Here is a 26,395-nt window from a genome sequence, read left to right as displayed (position 1 = left end):
GACGTTTCCCCGAAGAGCCTGTCTCCGCAGGGCGGCCGTCCTCCCCGCAGGGGCCCGTCACCGGCACTCGTGCACGCGCGCCTCCCACGGGCGCAACCGTCCGGCCGAGTCCGGCTCCCCGAGGTTCCCGAGCACGAGGTCGCCTGCCCGCCCCGCGACACCCGCCGGCAGGACGAGCTCGGACGCCGACAGGTTCGCGACCACGACGAGCGGCGGGTCGTCCTCGTCACGAGCAGACGCGGCGGGAAGCGACCGCGTGAACGCCCACAGTGCAGGGTGCTCCGGCTCGAGCAGCGCGAAGGTCCCGAGTCGCACGGTCCGTGACCGGTGCCGCAGGTCGATCAGGCGGCGGTGGTGCTCGTACACCGAGCGGTCCCCGGCGGCGCGGTCGGCAGCGACCGTGATCCGCGGCCAGCCCTGACCCATCCCGATCCACGGCTGCGCGGTCGAGAACCCGCCGGCGGGTTCGCTGTCGTCCCAGGGGATCGGCGTGCGGGCGTTGTCGCGACTCCGGAAGGCGAGGGCCTCGAGCGCCGACGCCGTCGGCATGCCCCGGCCGACGGCCCCACGGAACCAGTTGAGCGACTCGACGTCCCGGTACTGCTCGATCGCGGTGAACCCGGCGTCGACCATGCCGATCTCGTCGCCCTGGTACACGTACGGCGTGCCGCGGTGCAGGTGCAGCACGGTGGCGAGCAGCGTCGCCGACTCGTACCGGAACGCGAACGGGTCCGTCCCGGACCCTGGACCGTCCGCCGCCGACCGCGCCGCCGCCCCGAACCGTGACACCGGCCGCGGCTGGTCGTGGTTCGACAGGTACAACGAGTTCCACCCGCGCGCTTCGAGCCCGGTCTGCCACCGCGCGAGTGAGGCCTTCAGCGCCGGCAGATCGGTCTCCTGGCGGGTGAACTTCGACGCCGGCGCGTGGTCGAGGCCGACGTGCTCGAACTGGAACACCATGTCGAGCTCGTGTCGCTCGGGGTCCGTGAACAGCGCGGCGTCCTCGACGGTGACGCCCGGCATCTCCCCGACGGTGAGCAGCGCGTCCCGACCGGCGAACACCCGCTCGTGCATCTCCTGCAGGTGCTCGTGGATCCGCGGCTGCATGACGTACGCGTCGCTGTCGCCGGAGAGCGCGTCGTCGTCCTTCGCGATGTGGTTGATGACGTCCATCCGGAAGCCGTCGACGCCGCGGTCGAGCCAGCGGTTCATCATCTCGTACACGGCTTCACGCATGTCCGGGTTCTCCCAATTGAGGTCCGGCTGCTGCGGTGTGAACATGTGCAGGTAGTACTGACCCGTGCCGGGGTCCCACGACCACGCCGGCCCGTCGAACGCGGCGCGCCAGTCGTTGGGCTCGTGGCCGTCCACCGGGTCCCGCCAGATGTACCAGTCGTGCTTCGGGCAGGTGCGCGAGCGCCGTGCGGCGCGGAACCAGGGGTGCTGGTCGCTGGAGTGGTTGACGACGAGGTCCATGACGAGTCGCATGCCCCGTCGGTGCACCTCGACGAGCAGCGCGTCGAACTCGTCGATCGTGCCGAACAGCGGGTCGATGTCCTCGTGGTCGGAGATGTCGTAGCCGTTGTCGGCCTGCGGGGAGCGGTAGACGGGGGAGAGCCAGATGACGTCCACCCCGAGGTCGGCGATGTGGTCGAGGTGCTTCCGGAGCCCGGCGAGGTCGCCGACCCCGTCCCCGTTCCCGTCGGCGAAGCTCCGCGGGTAGACCTGGTAGACGACGGCTCCCGTCCACCACGGTTCCGGTTCGGTCACGGCGCCTCCTCGCGTCCGGAACGCGCCTCCGGCGCGTCGGCCAACCACCTGTCGGACGCCAGGCCCGTCACCCGCCCGGTGCCGAGCCTCCAGTCCGTCTCCTGGTGACGCGCACGGTACGCCGACGGCCCTGACCGCCGACCCCGGGCACGCACCCGGCGGTCGGCCCGGCGCGGCGTCCGGCTGGTAGACAGGGGCATGGCCGTTCGATGGGGAGTGCTCGGGACCGGTGGCATCGCCCGGTCGTTCGTCGGTGACTGCACCGCCGCGGGGGTGGAGTTCGTCGCGGTCGGTTCGCGCACCGAGGAACGTGCCCGCACCTTCGCCGACGAGTACGGCATCCCGCGAGCGCACGGTGACTACGCCGCCCTCGTGGCCGACGACCAGGTGGACGCGGTGTACGTGGCGACGCCGCACTCGCGGCACGCCGAGGACGCGCTCCTCGCGATCGAGGCCGGCAAGCACGTCCTCGTCGAGAAGGCCTTCACGATCACGGCCGCCGAGGCACGACGGGTCCGCGACGCAGCGAAGGCCCGGGGTGTCCTCGTCGTCGAGGCGATGTGGACCCGGTTCCTGCCGCAGACGGCGATGATGCGTCGGGTCGTCGCCGAGGGCCGCATCGGGACGCCGAGACTCGTGCAGGCAACCCACCACCAGGCCCTGCCGACGGACCCGCGCCACCGGCTCAACGACCCGGCGCTCGGTGGCGGGGCACTGCTCGACCTCGGGGTCTACCCGGTCTCGTTCGCGGTCGACGTGCTCGGCGTCCCGACGGCGCTCGTCGCGTCGGGCACCCTGAGCGACCAGGGTGTCGACACCCAGATGGGCATCGTGATGACGCACGAGGGCGGTGCGCAGTCGACCGTGCACTTCGCGCTCGACCTCCGGAGTCCGAACGGCGCGTCGATCATCGGCACCGAGGGTCGGATCGACCTCGACCCGACCTGGTGCACGCCGACGACCTGGCGCATCCGGGACGCCGACGGCGTGGTCGTCGAGGAGTTCGACGGGCGCGAGGAGCTCGCCGGGTACGGACACGAGGCCCTCGCCTTCGAGGCGGCGGTCACGGCGGGCGCCGCGCACGGCGGACCCGTCGAGATCGCCGCGGGCGGTCCGGCCGACATCGAGCACACCGTCGCCGTGATGGCGGTCATGGACGAGGCGCGCCGGCAGGTCGGCGTGCGGTACCCGGCGGACGACGAGGGCTGACCGGCAGGAGTCGCCGCTCCGGGCCGACCGGTCCGGGCTCACCGCTCGGGGCTCCCCGGTCCGCACGCCCCGTCCTGGAGGCCCGGACACGCGTCTCGTAGGATCGTCGCGATGTCCGAGCAGTCACCCCAGCCGTCCACCGGCGGCCCCGTCTCCCGTTCCGTCGCGGCACTCCGCGCCTCCGCGCACCGACGACCCGTGCCGTGGGCGGCCGGCGGCCTCGTCGCGGTCCTCGTCGTGGGCTCCGGGGGCGCGGTGGCGGTGGGCGCGGCGACCGGGGACCAGCCGCGCCCCGCGGTGTCCGCCAGCGCCTCCCGGACGGTCACCGCCAGCCCGACGTCGACCGTGACACCGTCGGCATCCACCACGCCGACCGCCACGGCGGTGCCGAGTGCGACCCCCACGCCCACCCCGACCCCGACCGCTGCCGCACGGACCTGCTCGATCGCCGGTGCCGCGTCCGCGAGCGGCCTCGGCCGCTTCGAGGGGTACGTCATGGACGCCGCCACGGGCGAGGAGCTGTTCTCGCGGAACGGTGGCACCCCGGCGCAGACCGGCAGCGTCATGAAGACCCTCACGAGCGCGACGGCCCTCGCGGTGCTCGGCGGCGGCCACACGATCCCGACGACCGTCACCGACGAGGGCGGCGGCACGATCGCCCTGGTCGGCCACGGCGACGCGACCCTGTCGGCGGGCAACGGCACCGTCTACCCGGGCGCCCCGACCCTCCCGCAGCTCGCGCAGCAGGTGAAGGCCCGGCTCGGTGCCACGCCCGTGCGCACGATCGTGGCCGACGGCACCTGGTGGAGCGAGGCCGACGCCTGGCACCCGACCTGGCCGGTGAGCGAGCGGACGATCGGGTACCAGCCCGAGGTCACCGCGCTCATGGTCGACGGCGACCGAGCGAACCCCGCCGCTGCGACCTCGCCCCGGTCCGAGGACCCGATCGGTCGGGCCGGGGAGGCCTTCCGGACGGCCCTGGTGGACGCCGGGGTCGTCGGGGCCGCGACGGCGCCGATCACGAAGCGGGCGACGACCTCGCAGACCACGATCGCGCAGGTGCAGTCGCAGCCGGTGTCGACGCTCATCGGGCAGATGATCCCGAACTCGGACAACACCCTCGCCGAGATGCTCGCCCGGGTCTCGTCGAAGGAGGCCGGTGCCGGCGGGACCGCGGCCTCGCTCACGGGTGTCTACGCATCGGCCCTGCGCGGGTACGGCGTCGACCCCGCAGGCATCACGATCATCGACGGGTCCGGCGAGAGCGCGGCGAACGCGGTGTCACCGTCGTTCGTCGCCCACCTCATGGTGCCGGTCACCACGGGGGCGAAGGGGCTCGGGACGCTCGCCGGGGTGCTCCCGGTCTCCGGCGTCTCCGGGACCCTGTCGAGCCGGTTCACCGGGGCGAACGCCGACGCCAGGGGCAAGGTGCACGCCAAGACCGGGTGGATCGACAGCGCGAACACGCTCGGCGGGTACATCGACGCCGCGGACGGTACCAAGCTGACGTTCGCGTTCTACGCGATCGGGTCGTCGCGGGCCGCTGCGCTGCCGGCGCTCGACGCCGTGACGGCCGCGGCGTACCGGTGCGGCGGGTCGCTCGCCGCCTCCTGACCCGGAGACCTCCGCTGCCCCGGCGCTGAGCCGACGGGTGTTGGATGGACGCATGGCCAGGGCACTGCTCATCACCGACGTCCAGAACGACTTCACCGAGGGCGGCGCGCTCGCGGTCGACGGGGGAGCGGCGGTGGCCGAACGGATCACCGCCTTCCTGCGACGGCACGCCGACGAGTACGACCTCGTCGTCGCGTCCCGCGACTGGCACGACGCCACCGGGGACAACGGCGGGCACTTCGCCGGATCCGACGGACCGGACTTCCGGACCACCTGGCCGGTGCACTGCGTCGCGGACACGCCGGGCGCCGAGTACCACCCGGCGCTCGACCTGTCCTTCGTCGACGTGCACGTGCGGAAGGGCCAGGGCGAACCGGCGTACTCCGCCTTCGAGGGGACGACCGACACCGGTGCCGACCTGGTCGACGTCTTCTTCGACCGCGAGGTCCACACCCTCGACGTCGTCGGCATCGCCACCGACCACTGCGTCCGTGCGTCGGCGCTCGACGGAGTGCACGCGGGCCTCGACGTGTTCGTCCACGAGGACCTCGTCGTCGGTGTCGACCCCGCGGCCAGCGAGGCGGCGCTCGAGGAGATCCGTGACGAGGGCGGCCACACCGGCCGCAGCGACATGGACGAGGGGCGGCAGCGCCCGGGAGGAGCGGTCCTGTGACCGACACGACCGAACCCAGCAGCAGCACGACCGACACCAGCAGGACGGACGGGACCGTCACGACCACCGTCGGGGACGAGCACGTCAGCGTCTCGGACGTCCCCACCGGCCTGTTCATCGGAGGGTCCTGGCGACCGTCGTCGAGCGGGGCGACGTTCGACGTCCGCGACCCCTCGACCGGAGCCGTCCTCGCGAACGTCGCGGACGCCACCCCGGAGGACGGGGTCGCAGCCCTCGATGCCGCCGTCGCCGCGCAGGAGGACTGGGCAGCCACCGCGCCCCGCCGCCGGTCCGACCTGCTCCGCCGCGCCTTCGACCTGGTGCACGAGCACGCCGAGGACATCGCCGCGGTGATGACGCTCGAGATGGGCAAGCCGCTCGCCGAGTCACGGGGCGAGGTCGTCTACGGAGCCGAGTTCCTCCGCTGGTTCTCGGAGGAGGCCGTGCGCATCGGCGGCGACTACCGCACCAACCCGGAGGGCACCGGTCGGGGGATTGTCCTCAAGCGCCCGGTCGGACCGGTGTACGCGATCACGCCGTGGAACTTCCCGCTCGCGATGGCCACCCGGAAGATCGCGCCGGCACTCGCAGCCGGGTGCACGGTGGTGCTGAAGCCGGCGGACCTCACCCCGCTGACGACCCTGTACCTCGTCGAGTTGTTCCGTCGTGCCGGCCTGCCGGACGGCGTGCTCAACGTCGTGCCGTCCTCGGACGCGAAGGCGTTGTCCGCACCCGTCATCGCGGACCGCCGCCTCCGCAAGCTCACGTTCACCGGGTCCACCCCGGTCGGGTCGGCGCTCCTCAAGCAGGCGGCCGACAACGTCCTCAAGACGAGCATGGAGCTCGGCGGCAACGCCCCGCTGCTGGTCTTCGACGACGCCGACCTCGAGCGCGCCGTCGACGCGGCCATGCAGGCGAAGTTCCGGAACGTGGGGGAGGCCTGCACCGCCGCCAACCGCTTCTTCGTGCAGGAGGGCATCGCCGACGACTTCACCGCCGCGCTCTCGGCCCGTGTCGACGCGCTGCGCATCGGTCGGGGCACGGAGGAGGGCACCGACATCGGTCCGCTCATCGACGACCGTGCGGTGGACAAGGCGGCGTCGCTCGTCGACGACGCGGTCGAGCGTGGAGCCCGGCTGGTCTCGGGTGGGCAGCGGGTCGCGCGCTCGGGCACGTACTACGCGCCGACGCTCCTCGACGACGTGCAGCCCGGTTCGGACATCCTCACGACCGAGATCTTCGGCCCGGTCGTGTCGATCACGCGCTTCGCGACCGAGGAGGAGGGCATCCGGCTCGCCAACGACACCGAGTACGGCCTGGTGGCCTACGCCTTCACGGAGGACATCCGACGTGGGCAGCGGCTGGCCGAGCGGCTCGAGACGGGCATGCTCGGGTGGAACACCGGGGTCGTGTCGAACGCGGCGTTCCCGTTCGGCGGCGTGAAGGCCTCCGGTCTGGGCCGCGAGGGGTCGCACGAGGGCCTCGAGGAGTACCTGGAGACGGTCTACGTGCTCACGCCCGACCCCTTCGCCGCCTGACCCCTTCGCCGCCTGATCCCTCGCGTGTTGCGGAGCGTCAGACGAGCAGCTGGTGCTTCGCCAGGTCGCGGTAGAGCGGCGTGCTCTGCACGAGCTCGGAGTGCGTGCCGCTGCCGACGACCCGGCCGTGCTCCAGGACCACGATGACGTCCGAGTCGACGACGGTGGACAGCCGGTGCGCGATGACGAGCAGCGTCCGGTCCGCGGCCACGGCGTCGATCGCCAGGCGCATCTTCTGCTCGTTGACACCGTCGAGCGAGGACGTCGACTCGTCGAGCAGGAGGATCGGGGGAGCGGCGAGCAGGGCGCGCGCGATCGCGAGGCGCTGACGCTCACCGCCGGAGAGCATCACGCCGTCCTCACCGACCTGGGCGTCGAGCCCACGCGGGTCGCGGTGCAGCACGTCGCCGAGGTTCACCGCCTCGAGCACCCGGACGCACTCGGACTCGGAGGCGTCCGGCGACCCGAGCAGCAGGTTCGCGCGGAGGGTGCCGGCGAGCACCGGAGCGTCCTGCTCGACGTACCCGATCTGCGCCCGGAGTTCGGCACGGTCGAGTCCGCGCACGTCGAGTCCGCCGAGACGGATGACACCCTCGGTGGGGTCGTAGAAGCGCTCGATGAGCGCGAGGGTGGTCGACTTGCCGGCACCCGACGGACCGACGAGGGCGACCCGCGACCCGCGTGGCACGCTGAAGGACACGTCGTGCAGGACGGCCTGCTCGTCACCGGTGCCACCGGCGGCGGGAGCCGGAGCGCTGAGGTCCCCGGACCCGGCGGCCCCGTCCGCACCCACGGCGTCCGGGGTGGCGGCGTAGCGGAACGTGACGTGCTCGAAGGTGATGGCGTCGTCGGTCGCGACCGCCGCGGCCGGGTGGACGGCGGCGTCGTCCTGGTCCTCCGTCGGCAGGTGCAGGATCTCCTCGATGCGGCCGAGCGCACCGAGGGCCTGTGCCACGGCGACGACCGCGCCGAGTGCCTGACCGAGCGGCATGACCATCATGAAGAGCAGCAGGATGAAGGTGATGAGGGTCGCGATGGTGATCTGCCCCGCGGCGACCTGCGCGCCGCCGATGCCGAGCACGGCGATGAACGCGACCTGCATGACGATGCTCGCGACCGGGACGACGAAGGCGGACATCCGGGCGATCACGAGCCCGCGACGGTAGGCCTCGGTCGCGTGCTGGTCGACCTCGCTGACCTCGCGCGCGGTCGCGCCGGCCGCGCGGATGGTGCGCACGGCCCCGATGCCGCGCTCGACCGCCGCCGTGAGGTCGCCGACCTTCTCCTGCGCGGCCTTCGACGCGACCCTGATGCGCCGGCTGAGGCCGCCGACGACGACGACCGCGACGATGACGATCACGACGACCACGACGAGCAGCAACGGGTCGATGACGGCCATCGCGACGACCGCGCCGACGAAGGTGAGGGCGCCGCCGATCGACTCGATGAGGCCCTGCGTCAGGACCGCGCGGAGGAGTGTGGTGTCGCTGCCGACGCGGGACACCAGGTCACCGGTCCGCCGCACGTCGAACTCGGAGATCGGCAGGTTGAGGATGCGGGCGATGAGCTTCCGCCGTGTCGACAGCACGACGCCCTCTCCGGCGCGCTGGAGCAGGAAGTGCTGCACCCCGTTGAGCACGCCGGCGACGAGCACGAGCACGACGAGCGCCCACACGAGCGTCGACATCCCGGTGCCCTCCTGCACCGCGGTGACGACCTGGTTGACGAGCAACGGCTGGGCGAGGGAGGCCGCGGCGCCGAGGATGCTCAGCACGATGATGACGACCATCGCCGGCTTGTTCTCGAACAGGTAGGACAGCAGTCGACCGAAGGTGGCGCGGGGCCCGTCGGTCGGCTTCGGGCGTGCGAACGGGTTGCTCATCGTGGGTCGATTCTCTCACCGTCGCACCGACAGGGGGACGGGAGGTCCCCACCGGGCTCGGCCGGCCCGCCGCTGGCGCGTCGGTCGGTACCGGCCGGCGTGGGCCCCACCCACCGGACCGGTGGGTGGGCTCCCGTGCGTCAGCGGTCGCGGCTAGCGCGCGTCGCGCCCGGAGGGGACGGCTTGCCGCGCCGCGGCCTCGTCGAGATCGGCGCCACGCGTCTCGCGGACCAGCAGCAGCGCGACCAGGGTGACGACCGCCGCGATCGTCAGGTACAGGCCGACCAGGAAGATGTCCCCGTCCGGCTTCCACAGCGCGACCGCGATCGTCGGCGCCAGGGACGCTCCGAGGATCGACGCGATGTTGTACGCGAGCGCGGAGCCGGTGTACCGGACGTTCGTCGGGAACAGCTCCGGCAGCAGGGCACCCATCGGGCCGAACGTCAGCCCCATCAGGGACAGGCCGACGATGAGGAACGTGACGACGGTGATCGGGCCCTGCGACGCGGCGAACCAGAGCTGGAACGTCAGACCGAAGAGCGCGATGCCGATCGTGGTCGGGATGAGCGTGCGGCGACGGCCGAACTTGTCGGCGAGGATCCCGGCCACCGGCGTGAAGATCCCGAAGAACACGACGCCGATCATGAGGAGGGTCAGGAACTCGCCGCGCGTGTACCCGAGGCCGACCTTGGGGACCAGCGAGGTCGCGGTGGTGCCGTACGCCAGCGTGAAGGTCGTCATGAAGTAGAAGAGCACGTACGTGGCGACCATGCCGAAGGTGCCGACGACGACGGCCTTCCACGAGGTGCGGAACACCCGGGCGAGCGGGACCTTGGCCACCGTGCCGGTCTCCTGCACGCCACGGAACGCGGGCGACTCGACGAGCTTGAACCGCACGTAGAGGCCGACGAGCACGAGCACGGCGGACAACAGGAACGGGATGCGCCAGCCCCAGGCCTGGAAGTCGGCGTTCGGGGTGCCGTCCGCGCCGGCCGGCATGGCGGCGTTGATCGCGATGAACAGGCCGTTGGCGAGGAGGAACCCGATCGGGGCGCCGAGCTGCGGCATCGAGCCGAACACGCCGCGCTTGCCCTCCGGGGCGTTCTCGGTTGCGAGCAGCGCTGCACCGGACCACTCGCCGCCGAGCCCGACGCCCTGGGCGAAGCGCATCACGGCGAGGAGCACGGGGGCCCAGATGCCGATGGTGTCGAACGTCGGCAGGCAGCCGATGAGGAACGTGGCCGTCCCCATCACGAGCAGCGAGGCGACGAGGGTCGTCTTCCGGCCGATGCGGTCACCGAAGTGGCCGAAGAGGACCGAACCGACCGGGCGGGCGAAGAACGCCAGCGCGAAGGTGACGAAGGACGACAGCTGCGACGCGGTCGGGTCGTCGTTCGGGAAGAACAGCGTCGGGAACACGAGGACCGCTGCGGTCGCGTAGACGTAGAAGTCGTAGAACTCGATGGAGGTGCCGACGAGGCTCGCGATGACGACGCGCGAGCGCGGGTTCGTCTTCGGGGCGGACGTCGTGGTGGCCGGTGCGGCGGACATGGGCGTGAGGGCACTTTCGCGGTGCGCGCGCTCGGCGGGAGCGCAGCGTGGGGCCGGACTGCGGACGCCGACCGGTTCGCGCGGGGTGGCGCGGACACCGGGTCGGGTGCGTTCGGTGGTGTGGTCCCGCTCGTGACGGGGTCCTCAGTGTACGACGGATGTCGCACACCTGCGAATCCACCCGGAGGTGCCCGTCAGTTCGTCGGGACCCGCCCGGCCGGCCCGGGAGCCGTCAGCTGGCCGCGCCGGTCCCGAGGTGGGCCGGCAGGGTGTGGCCCATCCGGTCACGCTTCGTGTCGAGGTACCCGGCGTTCTGTGCGGAGACCCCGACGACGAGCGGCACGAGTGCGTCCACCGCGATGCCGTGCTCGACGAGCTGACGACGCTTCTCCGGGTTGTTCGACAGCAGCCGGACCCGTGTGATGCCGAGGTCGGCGAGGATGCCGGCCGCCCCGCCGTACTCCCGCGAGTCGGCGGGGAGCCCGAGCGCGAGGTTCGCGTCGAGGGTGTCGAGGCCGTCCTCCTGCAGGCGGTACGCCTTGAGCTTGTTGATGAGGCCGATGCCGCGTCCCTCGTGCCCACGGAGGTACACGACGACGCCGCCCTCGGCCGCGATGGTGTCGAGCGCCGCGTCGAGCTGCGGACCGCACTCGCACTTCAGTGAACCGAACGCCTCGCCGGTCAGGCACTCGGAGTGCACCCGCACCAGGGCGCCGTCCGTCGGAGACGACCCGTCGGGGGAGGCCGCGATGACGGCGACGTGCTCCGCGCTCGTCACGAGGTCCCGGTAGGCCCGCATCTCGAACGTGCCGTGGGTGGTGGGGACGTTCGTCGCGACCTCGAACTGGACCGGGCTCCCGGGGGTGGCGGAGGTCAGTGCGTCGGTCATGTGGTGCTCCGGTCGGTGGGGGCCCCGTCGACCGCGCTCCCGGACGGCTGCGGGACCGGACGGGCGCGGACCAGCAGGTCGGGGCCGAGGCTGGACGTTGACAGTACACGCAACATCCGCGCACCGTGGATACTTCCCACCCCGATGTCGTCGAGGGCGACCCGGGGACCGCCGAGGAGGACCGGGGCGAGGTAGACGAGCAGTTCGTCGGCGAGCCCGGCGGCGACGAACGCCGACGCGACAGTCGGTCCGCCCTCGACGAGCACGCTGTGCACGCCCTGCTCGCGGAGGGACCGCAGCGCTGCCCCGAGGTCGTGCCCCGGGATCGTGACGACGCCTCGGGGGTGACGGTGCAGTGCTGCGTCGGCGGGCAGGGGACGGTCGCCGAGGACGACGGGCAGGGGCTGGTCGGCGAGGAACTCCCCGGCGTCGCCGCGGGCGGTCAGGCTCGGGTCGTCGGCCAGGGCGGTGCCGGTGCCGACCAGGACGGCGTCGTGCGCGGCGCGCTGCTCGTGGACGTGCTGCCGGGCGGCGGCTCCGGTGATCCACCGGCTCGACCCGTCGGCGGCGGCGGCCCGGCCGTCCAGGCTCGACGCCCACTTGACGGTGACCCACGGGCGGCCGAGGCGGACCGAGAGCAGCCAGCGTTCGAGGAACGACTCGGCCTCGGCCGAGAGCACCCCGGCGACCACGTCGACGCCAGCGGCTCGGAGGCGGTCCGCGCCACCGTGGGAAGCGGCACCGGGGTCGTCGACGGCGTAGACGACCCGGGCGACGCCGGCGGCGATGAGGGCGACCGAGCACGGCCCGGTCCGGCCGGTGTGGTCACAGGGCTCGAGTGTCACGACGGCGGTCGCTCCGCGCAGCTGCGCCGGGTCCACCTTCCGCATCGCGTCGACCTCGGCGTGCGCGGTGCCGGCGCCCTTGTGCCAACCCTCGGCCAGCACCTGACCGGCGGGGGAGAGCAGGACGGCACCGACACGGGCATGGTCGCCGACGACGGGGCCCCGTGCCGCGAGTTCGAGCGCCCGGCGCATCGCTCGCGTCTCGGCGTCGGAGGCGGTCCCGCCGTGCGGCGCCGGGGTCGGGTCGGGTGCGGTGTCGCTCACGGAGCGAGACTACCGGCGACCCCCGGCGTCGACCCTGGCGGCCAACCGAGGTCCGAGGCGGGGGCACCGTCCGCTCGACGGAGACCCTTCCACGCCTGGGCGGGGGAGCCGTCGCGGTTCGGCACGAGGGCGTCACCGCTCCCCGTGTACGAGAACCCCGCCCGCCGGGCCACGGCTGCCGAGGCGGTGTTCCCGACGTAGCACTCCCAGTACACGTCCGGAGCGCCCTGCGCGAAGGCCCACGTGACGACGAGTTCGACGGCGTCGTGCACGAGCCCGGCCCCCCGAGCCGACGGAGCGAGCCAGAACCCGAGGTCCCGGCGGGCCGTCCGGTAGCTGATCACCCCGTCGAGCCAGGTCGATCCCTGCCGCCGGATCGCCCAGGTGTACTCCCGGTCGGACGCCCAGCCGGGGCCGACGAGGGCGTCGACGAACCCCTGTGCGTCCTGCGGTCGGTACGGCTGCGGGATCGTCGTCCAGCGCGCGATCTCCGGGTCCTGGCAGGCCTCGGTGATCGCGGCCGTGTCGGCGCGGGTCGGCAGGTCGAGCCGGACCCGTGCCGACTCGAGGATGACGGGGAGCACGGTCGGTCAGCGCGCTCGCGGCACGAAGCCGATCGCGTCGTACACCCGGGCGAGCGTGGCGTCGGCGATCGCCTCGGCGCGCTCGGCACCGACGGCGAGCAGGCGGTCGAGCTCCGCCGGGTCGTCGAGGAGTTCGAGCGTGCGGGCCCGGACCGGCTCGAGCTCGGCGACGACGGCGTCGGCCACCGCGCCCTTGAGGTCGCCGTACCCCTTGCCGACGAACGACTCCTCGAGGTCGGCGACCGCGGTGCCGGTGAAGGCGGAGAGGATCGCGAGCAGGTTCGTCACGCCCGGCTTCGCCTGCCGGTCCGCGCGGATCTCGCGCTCGGTGTCCGTGACGGCCGACCGGATCTTCTTCGCGGTCCGCTTCGGGTCGTCGAGCAGACGGACGAGACCGTTGTCGGACGCGGCCGACTTGCTCATCTTGCTGGTCGGGTCCTGCAGGTCGTAGATCCGGGCCGTCTCGGAACCGATCCGGGCCTCCGGGACGACGAACGTGTCGCCGAAGCGCGAGTTGAAGCGCTGGGCCAGGTCACGTGTCAGTTCGACGTGCTGGCGCTGGTCGTCGCCGACCGGGACGACCGCCGTGTCGTACAGCAGGATGTCGGCGGCCATCAGGACCGGGTACGTGAAGAGCCCGACCGAGGCGGACTCGGCACCCTGGCGCGCGGACTTGTCCTTGAACTGGGTCATCCGGCTGGCCTCGCCGAAGCCCGTCAGGGTGTTCAACACCCAGGCCAGCTCGGCGTGCGCCGGCACGTGCGACTGGACGAACAGCGTCGACTTCGACGGGTCGATGCCCGAGGCGATGTACTGCGCCGCGGTGGCCCGGGTGCTCGCGCGGAGCTCGGCGGGGTCCTGCGGGGAGGTGATCGCGTGCATGTCGACGACGCAGTAGATGGCGTCGTGGTCGTCCTGCAGGTCACGCCACTGCATGAGCGCGCCGATGTAGTTGCCGAGGTGGAGTGACCCGGCCGAGGGCTGGATGCCGGAGAAGATGCGCGTGCTGGTCATGCGGGAGTCCTGGTGCTCGAGAGCGGGTGAGGGGATCAGAGTTCGTAGTCGACGACCACGGGGGCGTGGTCGGACCACCGCTGGTCGTACGCGGCGGCGCGGTCGACGGTGTACGAGGTCACCGTCTCGGCGAGCTCGGGCGTGGCGACCTGGTAGTCGATGCGCCACCCGGAGTCGTTGTCGAACGCCTGGCCGCGCCAGGACCACCACGTGTACGGACCGTCGACGTCGCCGGCCTGGGCGCGGCCCACGTCCACCCACCCGAGGCCGGGGCCGGTGGAGCCGTCGGCGCCCTCGACCTGCTCGCCCTCAGGGCCGAAGAACCGGCTGAAGTAGGCCCGCTCACGGGGCAGGAAGCCGGCGCGCTTGACGTTGCCCTTCCAGTTCTTGATGTCCCGCTGGTCGTGGCCGACGTTGAGGTCACCGACCACCACGGCGAGCGGGTTGTGCGTCCGGAGTGCGGGCAGGCGCTCGGTCATGGCGTCGAGGAACTTCCACTTCTCGTCCTGCTTCGGGGTGTCGACCTCGCCCGAGTGCACGTAGGTCGACACGACCGTGACGGTGCGGCCGCCGATCTCGTAGTCGGCCTCGAGCCACCGGCCGGCGGAGTCGAAGTCCTCGGCCCCGAGCTCGACGCGGTGCAGGTGGGCCCGGTGCCGCGACGCGATGGCGACGCCCGCGCGGCCCTTCGCGGTGGCCGGGTCGTGCACGACGTCCCACTCGTCGCCGAGCAGGCCGGTCAGGTCCTCGGTCGAGGCGCGCACCTCCTGCAGGGCGAGGACGTCGACGTCGCGCTCGGCGAGCCAGTCGCCCATGCCCTTCCGGAACGCGGCACGGATGCCGTTGACGTTGACGGTCGCGAGGCGCAGGCGGGTCATGCCGACCAGCCTATCGGCGGCGTCCGACGGCCCGGACGCGGTCGCCGTGGCGCCCCCGCGACACGACGGGAGGCCCGGTACCAGCTGGTACCGGGCCTCCCGTCGCGGACGTGGTCGCGCCGAGCGCGGTCAGGCCGCGTCGTGGTCCGTCTGCAGGAAGTCGACGAGGCTGTCCGCGGTGGTCTCGGCGTCGTCGCCGGACACGGTGAGCGTGACCTCGTCGCCGTTCTCCACCCCGAGGCCGAGCAGGCCCAGGATGCTGCCGGCGTTGGCCGACTTCTCGCCCTTGGCGATGGTGACCTGGTGCCCGGACGCGGTGACGTTCTGGACGAACAGCGAGGCGGGGCGGGCGTGCAGGCCGGATGCGCTCGCGACGGTGACGGTGCGGGTGGCTTCGGACATCGATGGACTCCTGTCGATGGGTGGTGCGCTCATGCTAGCGAGCGCGTGGCGGGTGGTTCCCGGGCTGGCGGGGGAGGGACGGACCCCGAGACGGCGGTCAGTCGCGTCCGGGCCAGAAGACCTCGGTACCGGCGGCCTCGACCTCGCGCACGAGGTCCAGGTTGACGCCGGGGTCGGTGATGATCGTGTCGATCGCGGCGAGCGGGGCGACGCGGCCGAACTCCTCCCGCCCGAACTTGGTGTGGTCGGCGAGCAGGATGCTCCGGCGCGCGGACTTGATCATCGCGCTCTTCACGGCGGCCTCGGCCATGTTGTGGGTCGTCAGCCCGCGCTCGGGTGTGATGCCGTTGATGCTGACGAACGCGACGTCGACGCTCACCATGCCGATGAGCTGGTGCGTCCACGTGCCGACCCCGGCGAGCGAGTCGCTGCGGATGTTCCCGCCGAGCAGGTGCAGGTCGATGCCGGGACGGTTCGCGACGGCCATCGCGACGGGCAGTGAGTGCGTGACGACGGTGAGGCCGCGGTCGGTCGGCAGGAGCTCGGCGAGGCAGATCGTGGAGGTGCCGGCGTCGATCATCACCGAGCCGTTCTCGGGCAGCTCCTCGAGCGCCGCCTCGGCGATGACCATCTTCTCGGTCTGGTTGATGCCGCCGCGGTCGCCGACGCCCGGGTGCAGGGTGATCCGTTCGACCGGGATCGCGCCGCCGTGCGCACGCCGGACGAGCCCGCGCCGCTCGAGGCTCGTCAGGTCGCGGCGGATGGTCTCCGGGGTGACGGCGAGCAGTTCGGCGAGGTCCTTTACGTCGACCCGGCCGTGGGCGCGCGCCTGCTCGACGATGCGCTGGTGGCGTTCTGGTGCGTACATCTGGCCTCATCGGGTCGAGCTCGTCGCCACCTGCGGGATGGCATCCGGAGCGGAACGGACATGCTCGGGCAGGTCCACTCCGGCAGGCCCGCGGCGGTTCTGGACGACAAACGCAAACGGGCATCTGTTTCTGCATTTTTATCCCCGGATGTGTTTGTTTGTCAACGCGGGGCGATGTAAGGTGCTGCAGAACCGTCCGGATGCAGCACGCCCCGGACGCGGCACCGCCCCCGAACCGCCCACCGCTGCTGCGCGTGAGATGAAGGAGTCTCCCCATGTCCGATCTGCTCGGAACCGGCGTCGGCCGCGGCGTTGCCCACGGCCCCGTGCTCCGGATGGCGGACCCGCTGGGCGAGCCCTCGACCGCTCCGCTCGACGGCTCGGCCGACGACGCCAAGCAGGCCGTCCACGACGCGCTCGCCGCGGTGGCCGACGACCTCACCAAGCGTGGACAGCTCGCCGGGGGCGACGCCCAGGCCGTGCTCGAGGCGCAGGCGCTCATGGCGCAGGACCCGACGCTCCTCGACGACGTGCACACCCGCATCGACGGCGGCACCAACGCCGAGCGCGCCGTGTACGAGGCGTTCGCCCAGTTCCGCGACCTGCTCGTCGGCATGGGCGGGTACATGGGGGAGCGCGCCGCCGACCTCGACGACGTCGCCCAGCGCATCGTCGCGAAGCTCCGTGGCGTCCCGGCCCCGGGCGTCCCCGAGTCGGACACGCCGTTCGTCCTCGTCGCGCGTGACCTCGCGCCGGCCGACACCGCACTCCTCGACCTCGACAAGGTCCTCGCCCTCGTCACGCGCGACGGCGGCCCGACCTCGCACACCGCGATCCTCGCCCGCGCCAAGGGCATCACCGCGATCGTCGGCGTCACCGGGGCCGACGACCTGGTCGAGGGCCAGCAGGTCGTCGTCGACGCCGTCGCGGGCACCGTCGTCACCGAGCCGTCCGCCGACCTCGTCGCCGACGTCGAGCAGCGAATCGCCGAGCGCCGCGCCGCCGCCGCCGCGCCGCTCACCGCTGGAGCGCTGGCCGACGGCCACGTCGTCCCGCTGCTGGCCAACCTCGGCAGCCCCGCCGACGCGCAGGCCGCGGTCGAGCTCGGCGCCGAGGGTGTGGGCCTGTTCCGCACCGAGTTCCTGTTCCTCGACGCCCCGACGGCCCCGACGGTGGAGTCGCAGCAGCAGTCGTACGAGCAGCTCCTCGCCGCGTTCCCCGGCAAGAAGGTCGTCGTCCGCGCGCTCGACGCCGGTGCCGACAAGCCGCTGCCGTTCCTCACCGACAAGGACGAGGAGAACCCGGCGCTCGGCCGCCGGGGCCTGCGCGCCCTCCGGAACAAGGAGCAGGTCCTCCGTGACCAGCTCACCGCGCTCGCCCAGGCCGACGCCGCCACCGAGGCCGACCTCTGGGTGATGGCCCCGATGGTCGCCGACGCCGAGGAGACCGAGTACTTCGTCGGCCTCGCCCGCGAACTCGGCATCCGCACCGCCGGCGTGATGGCCGAGGTGCCCTCGCTCGCGCTGATGGCCGAGCAGGTCTTCCGTTCCGCGGACTTCGTGTCGATCGGCACGAACGACCTGACGCAGTACACGATGGCCGCCGACCGGATGCTCGGCACCGTCGCGAGCTACCAGGACCCGTGGCACCCCGCGGTCCTGCGTCTCGTCGCGCAGCTCGGCGCGGCCGGTGCCGACGCCGGCAAGGCGGTCGGCATCTGCGGTGAGGCGGCAGCCGACCCGCTGCTCGCCGTCGTCCTCGTGGGCCTCGGCGCCACCACCCTCTCCATGACCCCCGCGGCCCTCGCCGACGTGCGTGCCGAACTCGGCCAGCACACCCTCGACGAAGCCCGCGAGATGGCGACGGCAGCACTCGCCGCCAGCACGGCAGCGGCCGCCAGGTCCGCCGCCGCGGCTGCGGTCCACGCCGCCTGAGCCGCCCCTCCCACACAGCACCACACCCGATCCCTGCAGCAGCACACACACAGAGAGTCAACGCACATGACAACGTCGTCCGTTGCAGCGCCAGACACCCGCGACAAGTCGCGGGGTGGCGCTCGCGTCGCCGTCCAGAAGTTCGGCACGTTCCTGTCCGGCATGGTGATGCCCAACATCGCGATCTTCATCGCGTGGGGCCTCATCACCGCGTTCTTCATCGAGACCGGCTGGACGCCCGTCGGCGTCCTCGGCGGCTTCGGTGAGACGGACGGCGTGGCCAACATCGGCCTCGTCGGGCCGATCCTGACCTACCTCATCCCGCTCGCGATCGCCATCCAGGGCGGCCGGATGGTCTACGAGACCCGCGGCGCGGTCGTCGGCGCGATCATGGCGATGGGCGTCATCGTCGGCGCCAACGGCACGATCATGATCCTCGGCGCGATGATCAGCGGCCCGCTCGGCGCCTGGCTCATCAAGCAGGTCGACAAGATCTGGGACGGCAAGATCAAGCCCGGCTTCGAGATGCTCGTGAACAACTACGCGGCCGGCATCCTCGGCTTCGTGCTCGCGCTCATCGGGTTCTTCTGGCTCGCCCCGCTGTTCAAGCTCATCGCCGAGGGCCTCGGCGCCGCGGTGAAGTTCCTCGTCGACAGCTCGCTCCTGCCGCTCGCCAGCGTCATCATCGAGCCGGCGAAGGTGTTCTTCCTGAACAACGCCATCAACCACGGCGTGCTCAGCCAGCTCGGCGCGCAGCAGGTGCAGGAGTCCGGCAAGAGCATCCTGTTCCTCCTCGAGGCGAACCCCGGCCCCGGTCTCGGCGTCCTCCTCGCCTTCACCTTCTTCGGCGTCGGCATCGCCCGCTCGACCGCGCCCGGCGCGATCCTCATCCAGTTCTTCGGTGGCATCCACGAGATCTACTTCCCGTACGTGCTGCAGAAGCCGATCCTCTTCGTCGCCGTCATCCTCGGTGGCGCGACCGGTGTCGCCACGAACGTCGCCTTCCAGTCCGGCCTCGTCGCCCCCGCCTCGCCGGGTTCGATCTTCGCGGTCCTCACCGCGACGGCGAAGGACAGCTTCCTCGGCGTCATCCTCTCGGTGATCCTGTCGGCGGCCGTCTCCTTCGCGGTGGCGTCGTTCTTCCTCCTCGCCAGCCGCAAGCGTGACCTCGCGTCCGGCAACGGCGGCGACATGAGCGCCGCGATGGCGAAGCTCCAGGCCAACAAGGGCCGTGAGGCCAACGCCGCGACCGCGGGCCTGCTCGGCGACAACTCCCCGGCCAACGAGGAAGAGGCCGAGGCCTCGCTCGGTGGTGTCGGTTCGGCCAGCACCGCGACGGCGACGCGCATCGAGAACGTCGTCTTCGCCTGCGACGCCGGCATGGGCTCGAGCGCCATGGGTGCGAGTGTCCTGCGGAACAAGATCAAGAAGGCTGGTATCGAGGGTGTCACGGTCGTCAACAAGGCGATCGCGAACCTCTCGGGTGACGAGGACCTCATCATCACCCAGGAGGAGCTCACGGACCGCGCGAAGCAGAAGAACCCGAACGCCCAGCACGTCTCGGTCGGCAACTTCATGAACGCTCCGCAGTACGACCAGGTCGTCGACCAGCTCAAGAACCAGTAAGACAAGAGCACGATGGGGGAGGGGACGGGCGACCGTCCCCTCTTCCGCCGTCATCCACGAACAAGGAGATCCCGAATGCCCGTCCTGCAGGAGAGCCAGATCCGCATCCACACCGAGGACGCCGCGCCGACCAAGTCGGAGGCGATGAAGGAGGCGGCTGCGATCCTCCAGGACGCCGGTGCGGTCACCGCGGACTACTACCCCGCCATGCTCGAGCGTGAGAAGAGCGTCTCGACCTACATGGGCAACTTCCTGGCGATCCCGCACGGCACGAACGACGCGAAGGACGCCATCAAGGCCTCGGCGCTCTCGTTCGTCCGCTACGCAACCCCGATCGACTGGGACGGCAACGACGTCCGCTTCGTCGTCGGCATCGCGGGCGTCAACAACGAGCACCTCGACATCCTCAGCAAGATCGCGATCGTGTTCTCCGACGAGGACCAGGTCCAGGCCCTGACGGACGCGCCCGACGCCGCGGCCGTCCTCGCGATCCTCGGTGAGGTCAACGAGTGAGCACCGCCGTCCACTTCGGAGCCGGCAACATCGGCCGCGGCTTCGTCGGGCTGCTGCTGCACCAGGCCGGCTACGAGGTCGTCTTCGCGGACGTCGCCGCCCCGCTCATCGACGCCCTGGCCGCCGCCGACTCCTACACGGTCCACGAGGTCGGTGCCGGTGCGCAGGACCACGAGGTCACCGGCTTCCGTGCCGTGAACAGCGCGCAGGACGAGGCCGGTGTCATCGCCGAGGTCGCGACCGCCGACATCGTCACCTGCGCGGTCGGTCCGACCGTCCTCAAGTTCATCGCGCCCGTCATCGCGAAGGGCCTGCAGGAGCGTTCGGTCGACGCCGCGCCGCTCGTCGTGATGGCGTGCGAGAACGCGATCAACGCGACGGACCGTCTCCGCGAGTTCATCGTGGCCGCCCTGCCCGAGGACGAGCGCGAGGGCGCGCTGGCCAAGGCCGTGTTCGCGAACACCGCCGTGGACCGAATCGTCCCGGCGCAGCCCGCGGACGGCGGCCTGGACGTCACGGTCGAGACCTACTTCGAGTGGGCCATCGACCGGACGCCCTTCGCCGGTGCCGAGCCCGCGATCCCGGGCGCACACTACGTGGACGGGCTGGCGGCCTCGATCGAGCGGAAGCTGTTCACGGTCAACACCGGGCACGCGACGGTCGCCTACCACGGCTTCCTCGCCGGGGCCGACAAGATCTCCGACGCGGTCGCCCTGCCGGCGGTGCGCTCGGCCCTCGAAGCCGTGCTCGGTGAGACGAGCGACCTGCTCGTCCGCCGTCACGAGCTCGACCCCGAGGTGCACCGCGCCTACGTCGCGGCGATCATCGCCCGCTTCGAGAACCCGCACCTGCCCGACACGGTGACCCGTGTCGGCCGGCAGCCGCTCCGGAAGCTCTCGCGCGACGAGCGCTTCGTCTCACCGGCCGCCGCCCTGGCCGAGGACGGCACCGAGCCGAGCGCGCTGCTCGACGCGATGGCCGCCGCGCTCCGCTTCGACGTCGCCGACGACGAGCAGAGCGTCGAACTGCAGGCGCTGCTGCGCTCGGACCGGTCCGACGCGGACATCGCGTCCGAGATCACCGGTCTCGGCGGCGAGCACCCGCTGCACGCGTCCTTCACGGGACGCGTCGGAGCGGCGCGCGCCTGACCCTGTCGCGCGCGCGTCCACCGGACGGACGGGAGGCCCGGTACCAGCTGGTACCGGGCCTCCCGTCCGTTCCGCGGGTGCCGGGTCCTGCTCGACGGCCGCGGCGCCGCGAGTACGGTCGCGCTCATGACGAAGCAGTGGGTGGCCCCGCGTCCCGGTGGGAGCGCCGTGTTCGAGCTGGTGGACGTGACGGTGCCGGCACCGGGACCCGGTGAGGTGACGGTCCGTGTCCGGGCTGCCGGCATGAACCCGGCCGACGCCAAGCGCACCCGCAGCGGGGCCCCGGCGGACTTCCCCGTCCCGATCGGCTACGAACTGGCCGGGGTCGTCAGCGCCGTCGGCCCCGGGACCACGATCGCCTCCGGCCCCGTCGCGGTCGGCGACCCGGTCCTGGCGTTCCGGGTGCGCGGTGCGTGGACCGAGGAGATCACCCTCCCCGCGCAGGACGTGTTCGCGAAGCCGGCGACCCTCGGCGACGCGGAGGCCGCCAACCTCCTGCTCGCCGGCACCACCGCGGCCGACCTCATCCGGGTCACCGGGGTGCGGGCGGGCGAGACGGTGCTCGTGCACGGCGCGTCCGGAGCGGTCGGCGTGAGCCTCCTGCAGCAACTCCGCTCGCTCGGCGCCCGCGTGGTCGGCACCGCGTCGGCCGCCTCCGCGGACGCCGTCCGTCGGTTCGGGGGCGAGTGGGTCGCGTACGGCGACGGCCTGGAGGCGCGGGTCCGCGACCTCGCCGCGTCCGGTGTCGACGTGGCGATGGACTGCGTCGGTTCGGACGAAGCGGTCGACGTCTCGCTCGCGCTGGTCGCCGACCGGAGCCGGGTCGCCACCATCGCCGCGTTCGAGCGTGCGGCGGACGCCGGCATCAGGACGATCGGTGGTGCGCAGCCGGAGAGCAGGGCGTTCCGGGACTCGGTCCGGCAGCGGCTCGTGGACCTGGCGGGGCGCGGCGACCTCGTCGTCCCGGTCGCGCGGACGTTCCCGTTGGCCGAGGCCAGGGCCGCGCTGGACGTGCTCGAGTCCGGGCACCCGGGCGGGAAGCTCGCGCTGCTGCCCTGAGGCCCGTGATGCGCTGCACCACCCGTCACGCCGGAACCGACTGCCGTGGTGTCGGTCGCTCACGGGGCCGCGGTCCTGCCAGACTGGGTCCAGCGCGTGGGGACAGCGTGCGGGGGAGTGGGACGGCCGCGGCGGAGACCGCGGGGCCGACTCTGCTGCACGGCTGTGGTCGACTCCGGGCGCCCCGTGACCGTCCGCAGGAAGGAACCCCGTGAGCGACCAGTACCCACCGCAGGACCCGTACGGCCAGCGACCCGGCGACCAGCCGAGCGGCGACCAGCCGGCCGGTGACCAGCGTCGCGACGGCGGGCAGCAGCCGCCCTACGGGCGGCCGGACCAGCAGTCGCCGTACGGTCAGCAGTCTCCGTACGGGCAGCCGAACGCCCGTCAGCAGCCGTACGGGCAGCAGTCTCCGTACGGGCAGCCGGATCCGGGTCAGCAGCCGTACGGCCAGCAGCCGCAGTTCGGTCGGTCGACTGGTGGGCAGCAGTCTCCGTACGGCCAGCCGTACGGCCAGCCGACGTCCGGCCAGCAGTCTCCGTACGGCCAGCCGTACGGCCAGCCGACGTCCGGCCAGCAGTCTCCGTACGGCCAGCCGTACGGCCAGCCGACGTCCGGCCAGCAGACGCCGTACGGGCAGCAGCCGGGTCAGTACCCGCAGCAGCAGTCGTACGGTCGGTCGCCGGCGAACCAGGGCGAGCCGCCGATGTGGGCGCCCTGGTACGGCATCCCCTTCCCGCAGGCCTTCAGCCGCTTCTGGAAGAAGTACGTCCGCTTCGACGGCCGCGCCAGCCGGAGCGAGTTCTGGTTCTGGGCGCTCTGGTGGGTCATCGGCAGCGCTGCGGCCAGTCTCGTCGAGACCCTGATCGGTGCGGGGGACTCCGAGTGGGTGAGTGGCCTCTTGGGACTCGCCACGCTCCTCGGCTTCATCGCGCTGACGGTGCGACGCCTGCACGACGTGAACATGTCGGGCCTCCTCGCACTGCTCTTCATCATCCCGCCGGTGGGCGCCGTCTTCGCGCTCGTCGTCGGGCTCCTGCCGTCCGTGCCCGCGGGGGCACGCTTCGACGAGCCGCACCGCGGCTGACCACTTCCGACCGACCACCTCCAGGGGGACACATGACCGATCAGTACCCGACGCCGAAATCCGGCGCACAGCCCGAGGCCCGGCAGCAGTACGGGCAGCAGCAGTACGGGCAGCAGCAGTACGGCCAGCAGACGCCCGGTGCAGCTGCACCCGTCGGACCGGACGGGCAGCCGCCGCTCTGGGCGCCCTGGTACGGGATCTCGCTGCCGAAGGCCGTCGGTCGCTTCTTCCGCAAGTACGCGACCTTCAGCGGGCGCGCCAGCCGGAGCGAGTTCTGGTGGTGGATGCTCGTCAACGCGATCGTCTCCGCCGTGCTCTCCGGCGGCGGCGTCCTGCTGGCGGCCGCACTCGCCTCGACCCGGACGGTGCAGACCGACTACGGCACCTACGAGCTGCAGAACCCGGCGCCGCCGATCGCCTTCGTGTTCCTCATCGCGGGGGCGCTGTGGGCGCTCGCGACGCTCGTGCCGTCCCTCGCGCTCGGCTGGCGTCGCCTGCACGACGCGAACCTGTCGGGGGCGCTCTGGATCATCGCGCTGTTCGTCGGGATCGTCGGCATCGTCTTCGGTGTGCTGCCCTCGAACCCCGAAGGCGCTCGCTTCGACCGACCGACGGACCGCTAGGTCCGGCATCCCGACGGCGCCCTCCCTTCACGGGGAGGGCGCCGTCGTCCTGTCACGGCTCCGTCACGGGAGCGCCACCCGGCCCGCCTTCCTGGTTGACTCAGATCCGAGTGCCACTCGACACCAGGGAGACCACCGTGAGCGACAACCCGCAGCAGCCGTACGGCAAGCGCGACGACGACCAGCCGTACGGGCAGCAGCCGTACGGGCAGCAGGGACAGGGCGGCCAGCAGCAGCCGTACGGCCAGCAGCAGGCCGGGCACCAGCAGTACGGTCAGCAGCAGTACGGTCAGGCCGACCAGTACGGGCAGCAGCCCTACGGTCAGCATCAGTACGGTCAGCAGCAGTACGGTCAGCAGCAGTACGGTCAGACCGACCAGTACGGGCAGCAGGGCTTCGGCCAGCAGGTGCAGGCCGGTCCCGACGGTGCACCACCCCTGTGGGCACCCTGGTACGGCATCTCGTTCCCGAACGCGGTCAAGCGCGTCTTCACGAAGTACATCCGGTTCGACGGGCGTGCGAGCCGCAGCGAGTTCTGGTGGTGGTCCCTCGCGCAGGTCATCGTCATCGGCGTGCTCTACGTCCTCATCGGCATCGGCGGCGCGACCTCCGGCCTCCAGTCCGACCCGGTCACCGGGACGACCTCCGGGTCGCCGAACGCGCTCTACTGGATCGCGACCGTCCTGCTGACCCTCTACTTCCTCGCCACGATCATCCCGAACCTGGCGGTCACATGGCGTCGGCTGCACGACGCGAACCTGGCGGGGCCGTTCTTCTTCCTCTCGTTCGTCCCCTTCTTCGGCAGCATCATCCTGATCGTGCTGACGATCCTGCCGTCCAAGCCGGAGGGGCAGCGCTTCGACCGTCCCGAGCGGGGCTGACGCACTCCAGCCACGACGAAGCCCTCCTCCCCGAGCCGGGGAGGAGGGCTTCGTCGTGGCGCGACGACCGGCGGGTCAGACCACGCGGACGCGGGCGAGGGAGCCGTCGACGACCAGGTCGCGGATCGTCGTGGTCGGGTCGGCGATCTCGAACCGCAGAGCGCCACCCGGCTGGTCGAACCACGGACGGACGAACCGGACGATGACGAGGAACGGCCGCTCGACGACGTAGCGGTGCACCTCCGGGGACACCGTGGCGTGCGGCGGCAGCGAGCGGGCGTGCAGCGGGGTCTCGAGCGGGTGCAGGAGGTACCCGTCCGGGCCACCGATGCGGTCGACGGGGACACCCGCCGGGATCTGGATCGTCAAGCCGGCGTCACCGGTCGCAGCGACCTGCTGGGCGAGCTGCGGGTAGGTCGACGCCGACCGGTCCCGCATCTGGTCGAGGTCCGAGCGACGGATGTCCCGCGCGTCCGGGAACGGGCGGTTGAGGAAGCGGCGGAGCATCTCCACCGCGTCGGACTCGCCGCGAGCCGTGGCGAGCCGTCGAGCGGTGCCGTAGTCGACGACCTCGAGGGCGAACGAGTCGGGGTCGGCGGGCACGATCCGCAGCGCGCCCTCCACCGGCGGCTCGTGCAGGGTCTCGCCGGGGAGCTGCACGTACCGGACCGTGTAGCCGAGCTGATCGAGGATGGGCCGAGTGTCCGCGAACGTCATGATCGGGAGCCTAGCGCGCCCGCCCATGACGTCGCTGGCGGAGTCGACCCGTCACCCACGGCCGCGCATGACGGCCTGCTTCACCTCGGAGATCGCCTTCGTCACCTGGATCCCGCGGGGGCAGGCGTCGGTGCAGTTGAAGGTGGTCCGGCAGCGCCAGACACCCTCCTTGTCGTTGAGGATGTCGAGGCGCACGTCGGCAGCGTCGTCGCGGGAGTCGAAGATGAAGCGGTGCGCGTTCACGATCGCCGCCGGACCGAAGTACTGCCCGTCCGTCCAGAACACCGGGCACGACGACGTGCACGCGGCGCAGAGGATGCACTTGGTGGTGTCGTCGAAGCGGGCGCGGTCGGCGACCGACTGGACGCGTTCCTTGCCCTTCTCCGGCGTCGACTTCGCCTGCAGGAACGGCTGGACCTCGCGGTAGGACTTGAAGAAGGGCTCCATGTCCACGATGAGGTCCTTCTCGAGCGGCAGGCCCTTGATCGCCTCGACGTAGATCGGCTTCGAGATGTCGAGGTCCTTGATGAGCGTCTTGCACGCCAGACGGTTGCGCCCGTTGATGCGCATGGCGTCCGAGCCGCACACGCCGTGCGCGCAGGACCGACGGAACGTCAGGGACCCGTCCTGCTCCCACTTGATCTTGTGCAGGGCGTCGAGGATGCGGTCGGTCGGCAGCATCATGACGTCGAAGTCCTGCCAGCGCGGCTCGTCGTCGACGTCCGGGTCGAACCGTCGGACGATGACCGTCACGGAGAACGATCCGGGAGGGGCGTCCTGCACGGTGTCGGTACGGGGCGCGTCGGAGACCAGGGTGTCGGTCATC

At 71.9% G+C, this 26,395-nt stretch carries 23 protein-coding genes and 1 pseudogene; 12 read left to right on the top strand and 12 right to left on the bottom strand.

Translation table 11 applies throughout. The annotated features are described in order from the left end of the window. Positions 1–57: 57 nt before the first annotated feature. Positions 58–1,770: a glycoside hydrolase family 13 protein gene (locus tag DEJ18_RS10020; RefSeq protein WP_111210957.1), complete on the bottom strand. Its 1,713-nt coding sequence runs from the start codon at positions 1,768–1,770 to the stop codon at positions 58–60. A gap of 198 nt (positions 1,771–1,968) precedes the next feature. On the opposite strand from DEJ18_RS10020, the gene DEJ18_RS10015 reads away from it, so the two are divergent. The 4 genes from DEJ18_RS10015 to DEJ18_RS10000 all read left to right on the top strand — a co-directional run bounded on the left by DEJ18_RS10015 (position 1,969) and on the right by DEJ18_RS10000 (position 6,804). Continuing rightward, the gene (locus tag DEJ18_RS10015; RefSeq protein WP_111210958.1) at positions 1,969–2,979 is read left to right on the top strand and encodes a Gfo/Idh/MocA family protein; all 1,011 of its coding nucleotides are present in this window, start codon (positions 1,969–1,971) and stop codon (positions 2,977–2,979) included. Between the two features lie 111 nt (positions 2,980–3,090). Further along, complete coding sequence (locus DEJ18_RS10010; protein WP_111210959.1) at positions 3,091–4,593, top strand: D-alanyl-D-alanine carboxypeptidase/D-alanyl-D-alanine-endopeptidase; 1,503 nt, start codon at positions 3,091–3,093, stop codon at positions 4,591–4,593. Positions 4,594–4,645: 52 nt separating this feature from the next. Continuing rightward, the gene (locus DEJ18_RS10005; RefSeq protein ID WP_111080562.1) at positions 4,646–5,266 is read left to right on the top strand and encodes an isochorismatase family protein; all 621 of its coding nucleotides are present in this window, start codon (positions 4,646–4,648) and stop codon (positions 5,264–5,266) included. 110 nt (positions 5,267–5,376) lie between these two features. After that, the gene (locus DEJ18_RS10000) at positions 5,377–6,804 is read left to right on the top strand and encodes an NAD-dependent succinate-semialdehyde dehydrogenase (protein ID WP_258376968.1); all 1,428 of its coding nucleotides are present in this window, start codon (positions 5,377–5,379) and stop codon (positions 6,802–6,804) included. Between the two features lie 37 nt (positions 6,805–6,841). Here DEJ18_RS10000 and DEJ18_RS09995 read toward each other — a convergent pair whose 3' ends face one another. From DEJ18_RS09995 to DEJ18_RS09955, 9 genes and pseudogenes are all read right to left on the bottom strand, one after another. After that, a complete protein-coding gene (locus tag DEJ18_RS09995) occupies positions 6,842–8,686 on the bottom strand; it encodes an ABC transporter ATP-binding protein (RefSeq protein ID WP_111210961.1) in 1,845 nt (614 codons plus the stop codon). Positions 8,687–8,839: 153 nt separating this feature from the next. Further along, positions 8,840–10,237: an MFS transporter gene (locus tag DEJ18_RS09990; RefSeq protein ID WP_111080559.1), complete on the bottom strand. Its 1,398-nt coding sequence runs from the start codon at positions 10,235–10,237 to the stop codon at positions 8,840–8,842. Between the two features lie 232 nt (positions 10,238–10,469). Further along, positions 10,470–11,093, bottom strand: a pseudogene (gene ribA / locus DEJ18_RS09985) (GTP cyclohydrolase II); the annotation flags it as partial. Between the two features lie 29 nt (positions 11,094–11,122). After that, positions 11,123–12,163, bottom strand: a complete 1,041-nt coding sequence (gene ribD, locus DEJ18_RS09980; protein WP_111080697.1) for a bifunctional diaminohydroxyphosphoribosylaminopyrimidine deaminase/5-amino-6-(5-phosphoribosylamino)uracil reductase RibD — start codon at positions 12,161–12,163, stop codon at positions 11,123–11,125. A gap of 68 nt (positions 12,164–12,231) precedes the next feature. Next, positions 12,232–12,819 carry a GNAT family N-acetyltransferase gene (locus DEJ18_RS09975; protein ID WP_111080557.1) on the bottom strand — a complete coding sequence of 196 codons (588 nt, stop codon included), beginning with the start codon at positions 12,817–12,819 and terminating at the stop codon, positions 12,232–12,234. 6 nt (positions 12,820–12,825) lie between these two features. Next, positions 12,826–13,833 (bottom strand): tryptophan--tRNA ligase, encoded by a 1,008-nt coding sequence (gene trpS, locus DEJ18_RS09970; RefSeq protein ID WP_111080556.1) that lies wholly within the window; start codon positions 13,831–13,833, stop codon positions 12,826–12,828. Between the two features lie 35 nt (positions 13,834–13,868). After that, on the bottom strand, positions 13,869–14,711 hold the full coding sequence (locus tag DEJ18_RS09965; protein ID WP_111210963.1) for an exodeoxyribonuclease III: 843 nt from the start codon (positions 14,709–14,711) through the stop codon (positions 13,869–13,871). A 129-nt stretch (positions 14,712–14,840) separates the two neighbouring features. Beyond that, positions 14,841–15,113, bottom strand: a complete 273-nt coding sequence (locus tag DEJ18_RS09960) for an HPr family phosphocarrier protein (RefSeq protein WP_111080554.1) — start codon at positions 15,111–15,113, stop codon at positions 14,841–14,843. 97 nt (positions 15,114–15,210) lie between these two features. Then, positions 15,211–15,981 carry a DeoR/GlpR family DNA-binding transcription regulator gene (locus DEJ18_RS09955; RefSeq protein ID WP_111080553.1) on the bottom strand — a complete coding sequence of 257 codons (771 nt, stop codon included), beginning with the start codon at positions 15,979–15,981 and terminating at the stop codon, positions 15,211–15,213. 275 nt (positions 15,982–16,256) lie between these two features. Here DEJ18_RS09955 and ptsP point away from each other — a divergent pair, with 275 nt between their 5' ends. The 8 genes from ptsP (at position 16,257) to DEJ18_RS09915 (ending at position 24,852) form a co-directional block, all read left to right on the top strand. Further along, positions 16,257–17,915 (top strand): phosphoenolpyruvate--protein phosphotransferase, encoded by a 1,659-nt coding sequence (gene ptsP, locus DEJ18_RS09950; protein ID WP_111210964.1) that lies wholly within the window; start codon positions 16,257–16,259, stop codon positions 17,913–17,915. Between the two features lie 66 nt (positions 17,916–17,981). Next, positions 17,982–19,541, top strand: a complete 1,560-nt coding sequence (locus DEJ18_RS09945; protein ID WP_181431066.1) for a PTS mannitol transporter subunit IIBC — start codon at positions 17,982–17,984, stop codon at positions 19,539–19,541. A gap of 75 nt (positions 19,542–19,616) precedes the next feature. Then, the gene (locus tag DEJ18_RS09940; protein WP_111080550.1) at positions 19,617–20,054 is read left to right on the top strand and encodes a PTS mannitol transporter subunit IIA; all 438 of its coding nucleotides are present in this window, start codon (positions 19,617–19,619) and stop codon (positions 20,052–20,054) included. After that, positions 20,051–21,202 (top strand): mannitol-1-phosphate 5-dehydrogenase, encoded by a 1,152-nt coding sequence (locus DEJ18_RS09935; protein ID WP_111210965.1) that lies wholly within the window; start codon positions 20,051–20,053, stop codon positions 21,200–21,202. Before DEJ18_RS09940 ends, DEJ18_RS09935 begins: the two co-directional genes overlap by 4 nt. A 126-nt stretch (positions 21,203–21,328) precedes the next feature. Beyond that, on the top strand, positions 21,329–22,261 hold the full coding sequence (locus tag DEJ18_RS09930; RefSeq protein WP_111210966.1) for an NADP-dependent oxidoreductase: 933 nt from the start codon (positions 21,329–21,331) through the stop codon (positions 22,259–22,261). Between the two features lie 211 nt (positions 22,262–22,472). Next, entirely contained in the window at positions 22,473–23,348 is an 876-nt protein-coding gene (locus DEJ18_RS15910) for a DUF805 domain-containing protein (RefSeq protein ID WP_349775048.1), read from the top strand. Positions 23,349–23,380: 32 nt separating this feature from the next. Further along, a complete protein-coding gene (locus DEJ18_RS09920) occupies positions 23,381–23,971 on the top strand; it encodes a DUF805 domain-containing protein (protein WP_111210967.1) in 591 nt (196 codons plus the stop codon). Positions 23,972–24,108: 137 nt separating this feature from the next. After that, positions 24,109–24,852, top strand: a complete 744-nt coding sequence (locus DEJ18_RS09915; protein WP_284177358.1) for a DUF805 domain-containing protein — start codon at positions 24,109–24,111, stop codon at positions 24,850–24,852. Positions 24,853–24,927: 75 nt separating this feature from the next. Here the strand turns inward: DEJ18_RS09915 and DEJ18_RS09910 are convergent, their stop codons facing one another. Both DEJ18_RS09910 and DEJ18_RS09905 read right to left on the bottom strand, forming a co-directional pair. Then, on the bottom strand, positions 24,928–25,569 hold the full coding sequence (locus DEJ18_RS09910; RefSeq protein WP_146241599.1) for a TNT domain-containing protein: 642 nt from the start codon (positions 25,567–25,569) through the stop codon (positions 24,928–24,930). Between the two features lie 51 nt (positions 25,570–25,620). Beyond that, complete coding sequence (locus DEJ18_RS09905) at positions 25,621–26,394, bottom strand: succinate dehydrogenase iron-sulfur subunit (RefSeq protein ID WP_111210969.1); 774 nt, start codon at positions 26,392–26,394, stop codon at positions 25,621–25,623. Between the last annotated feature and the right edge of the window lies 1 nt (position 26,395).

Source organism: Curtobacterium sp. MCSS17_015 (assembly GCF_003234265.2).
Lineage (GTDB): Bacteria > Actinomycetota > Actinomycetes > Actinomycetales > Microbacteriaceae > Curtobacterium.
This window is presented reverse-complemented; position numbering and strand designations above follow the sequence as displayed.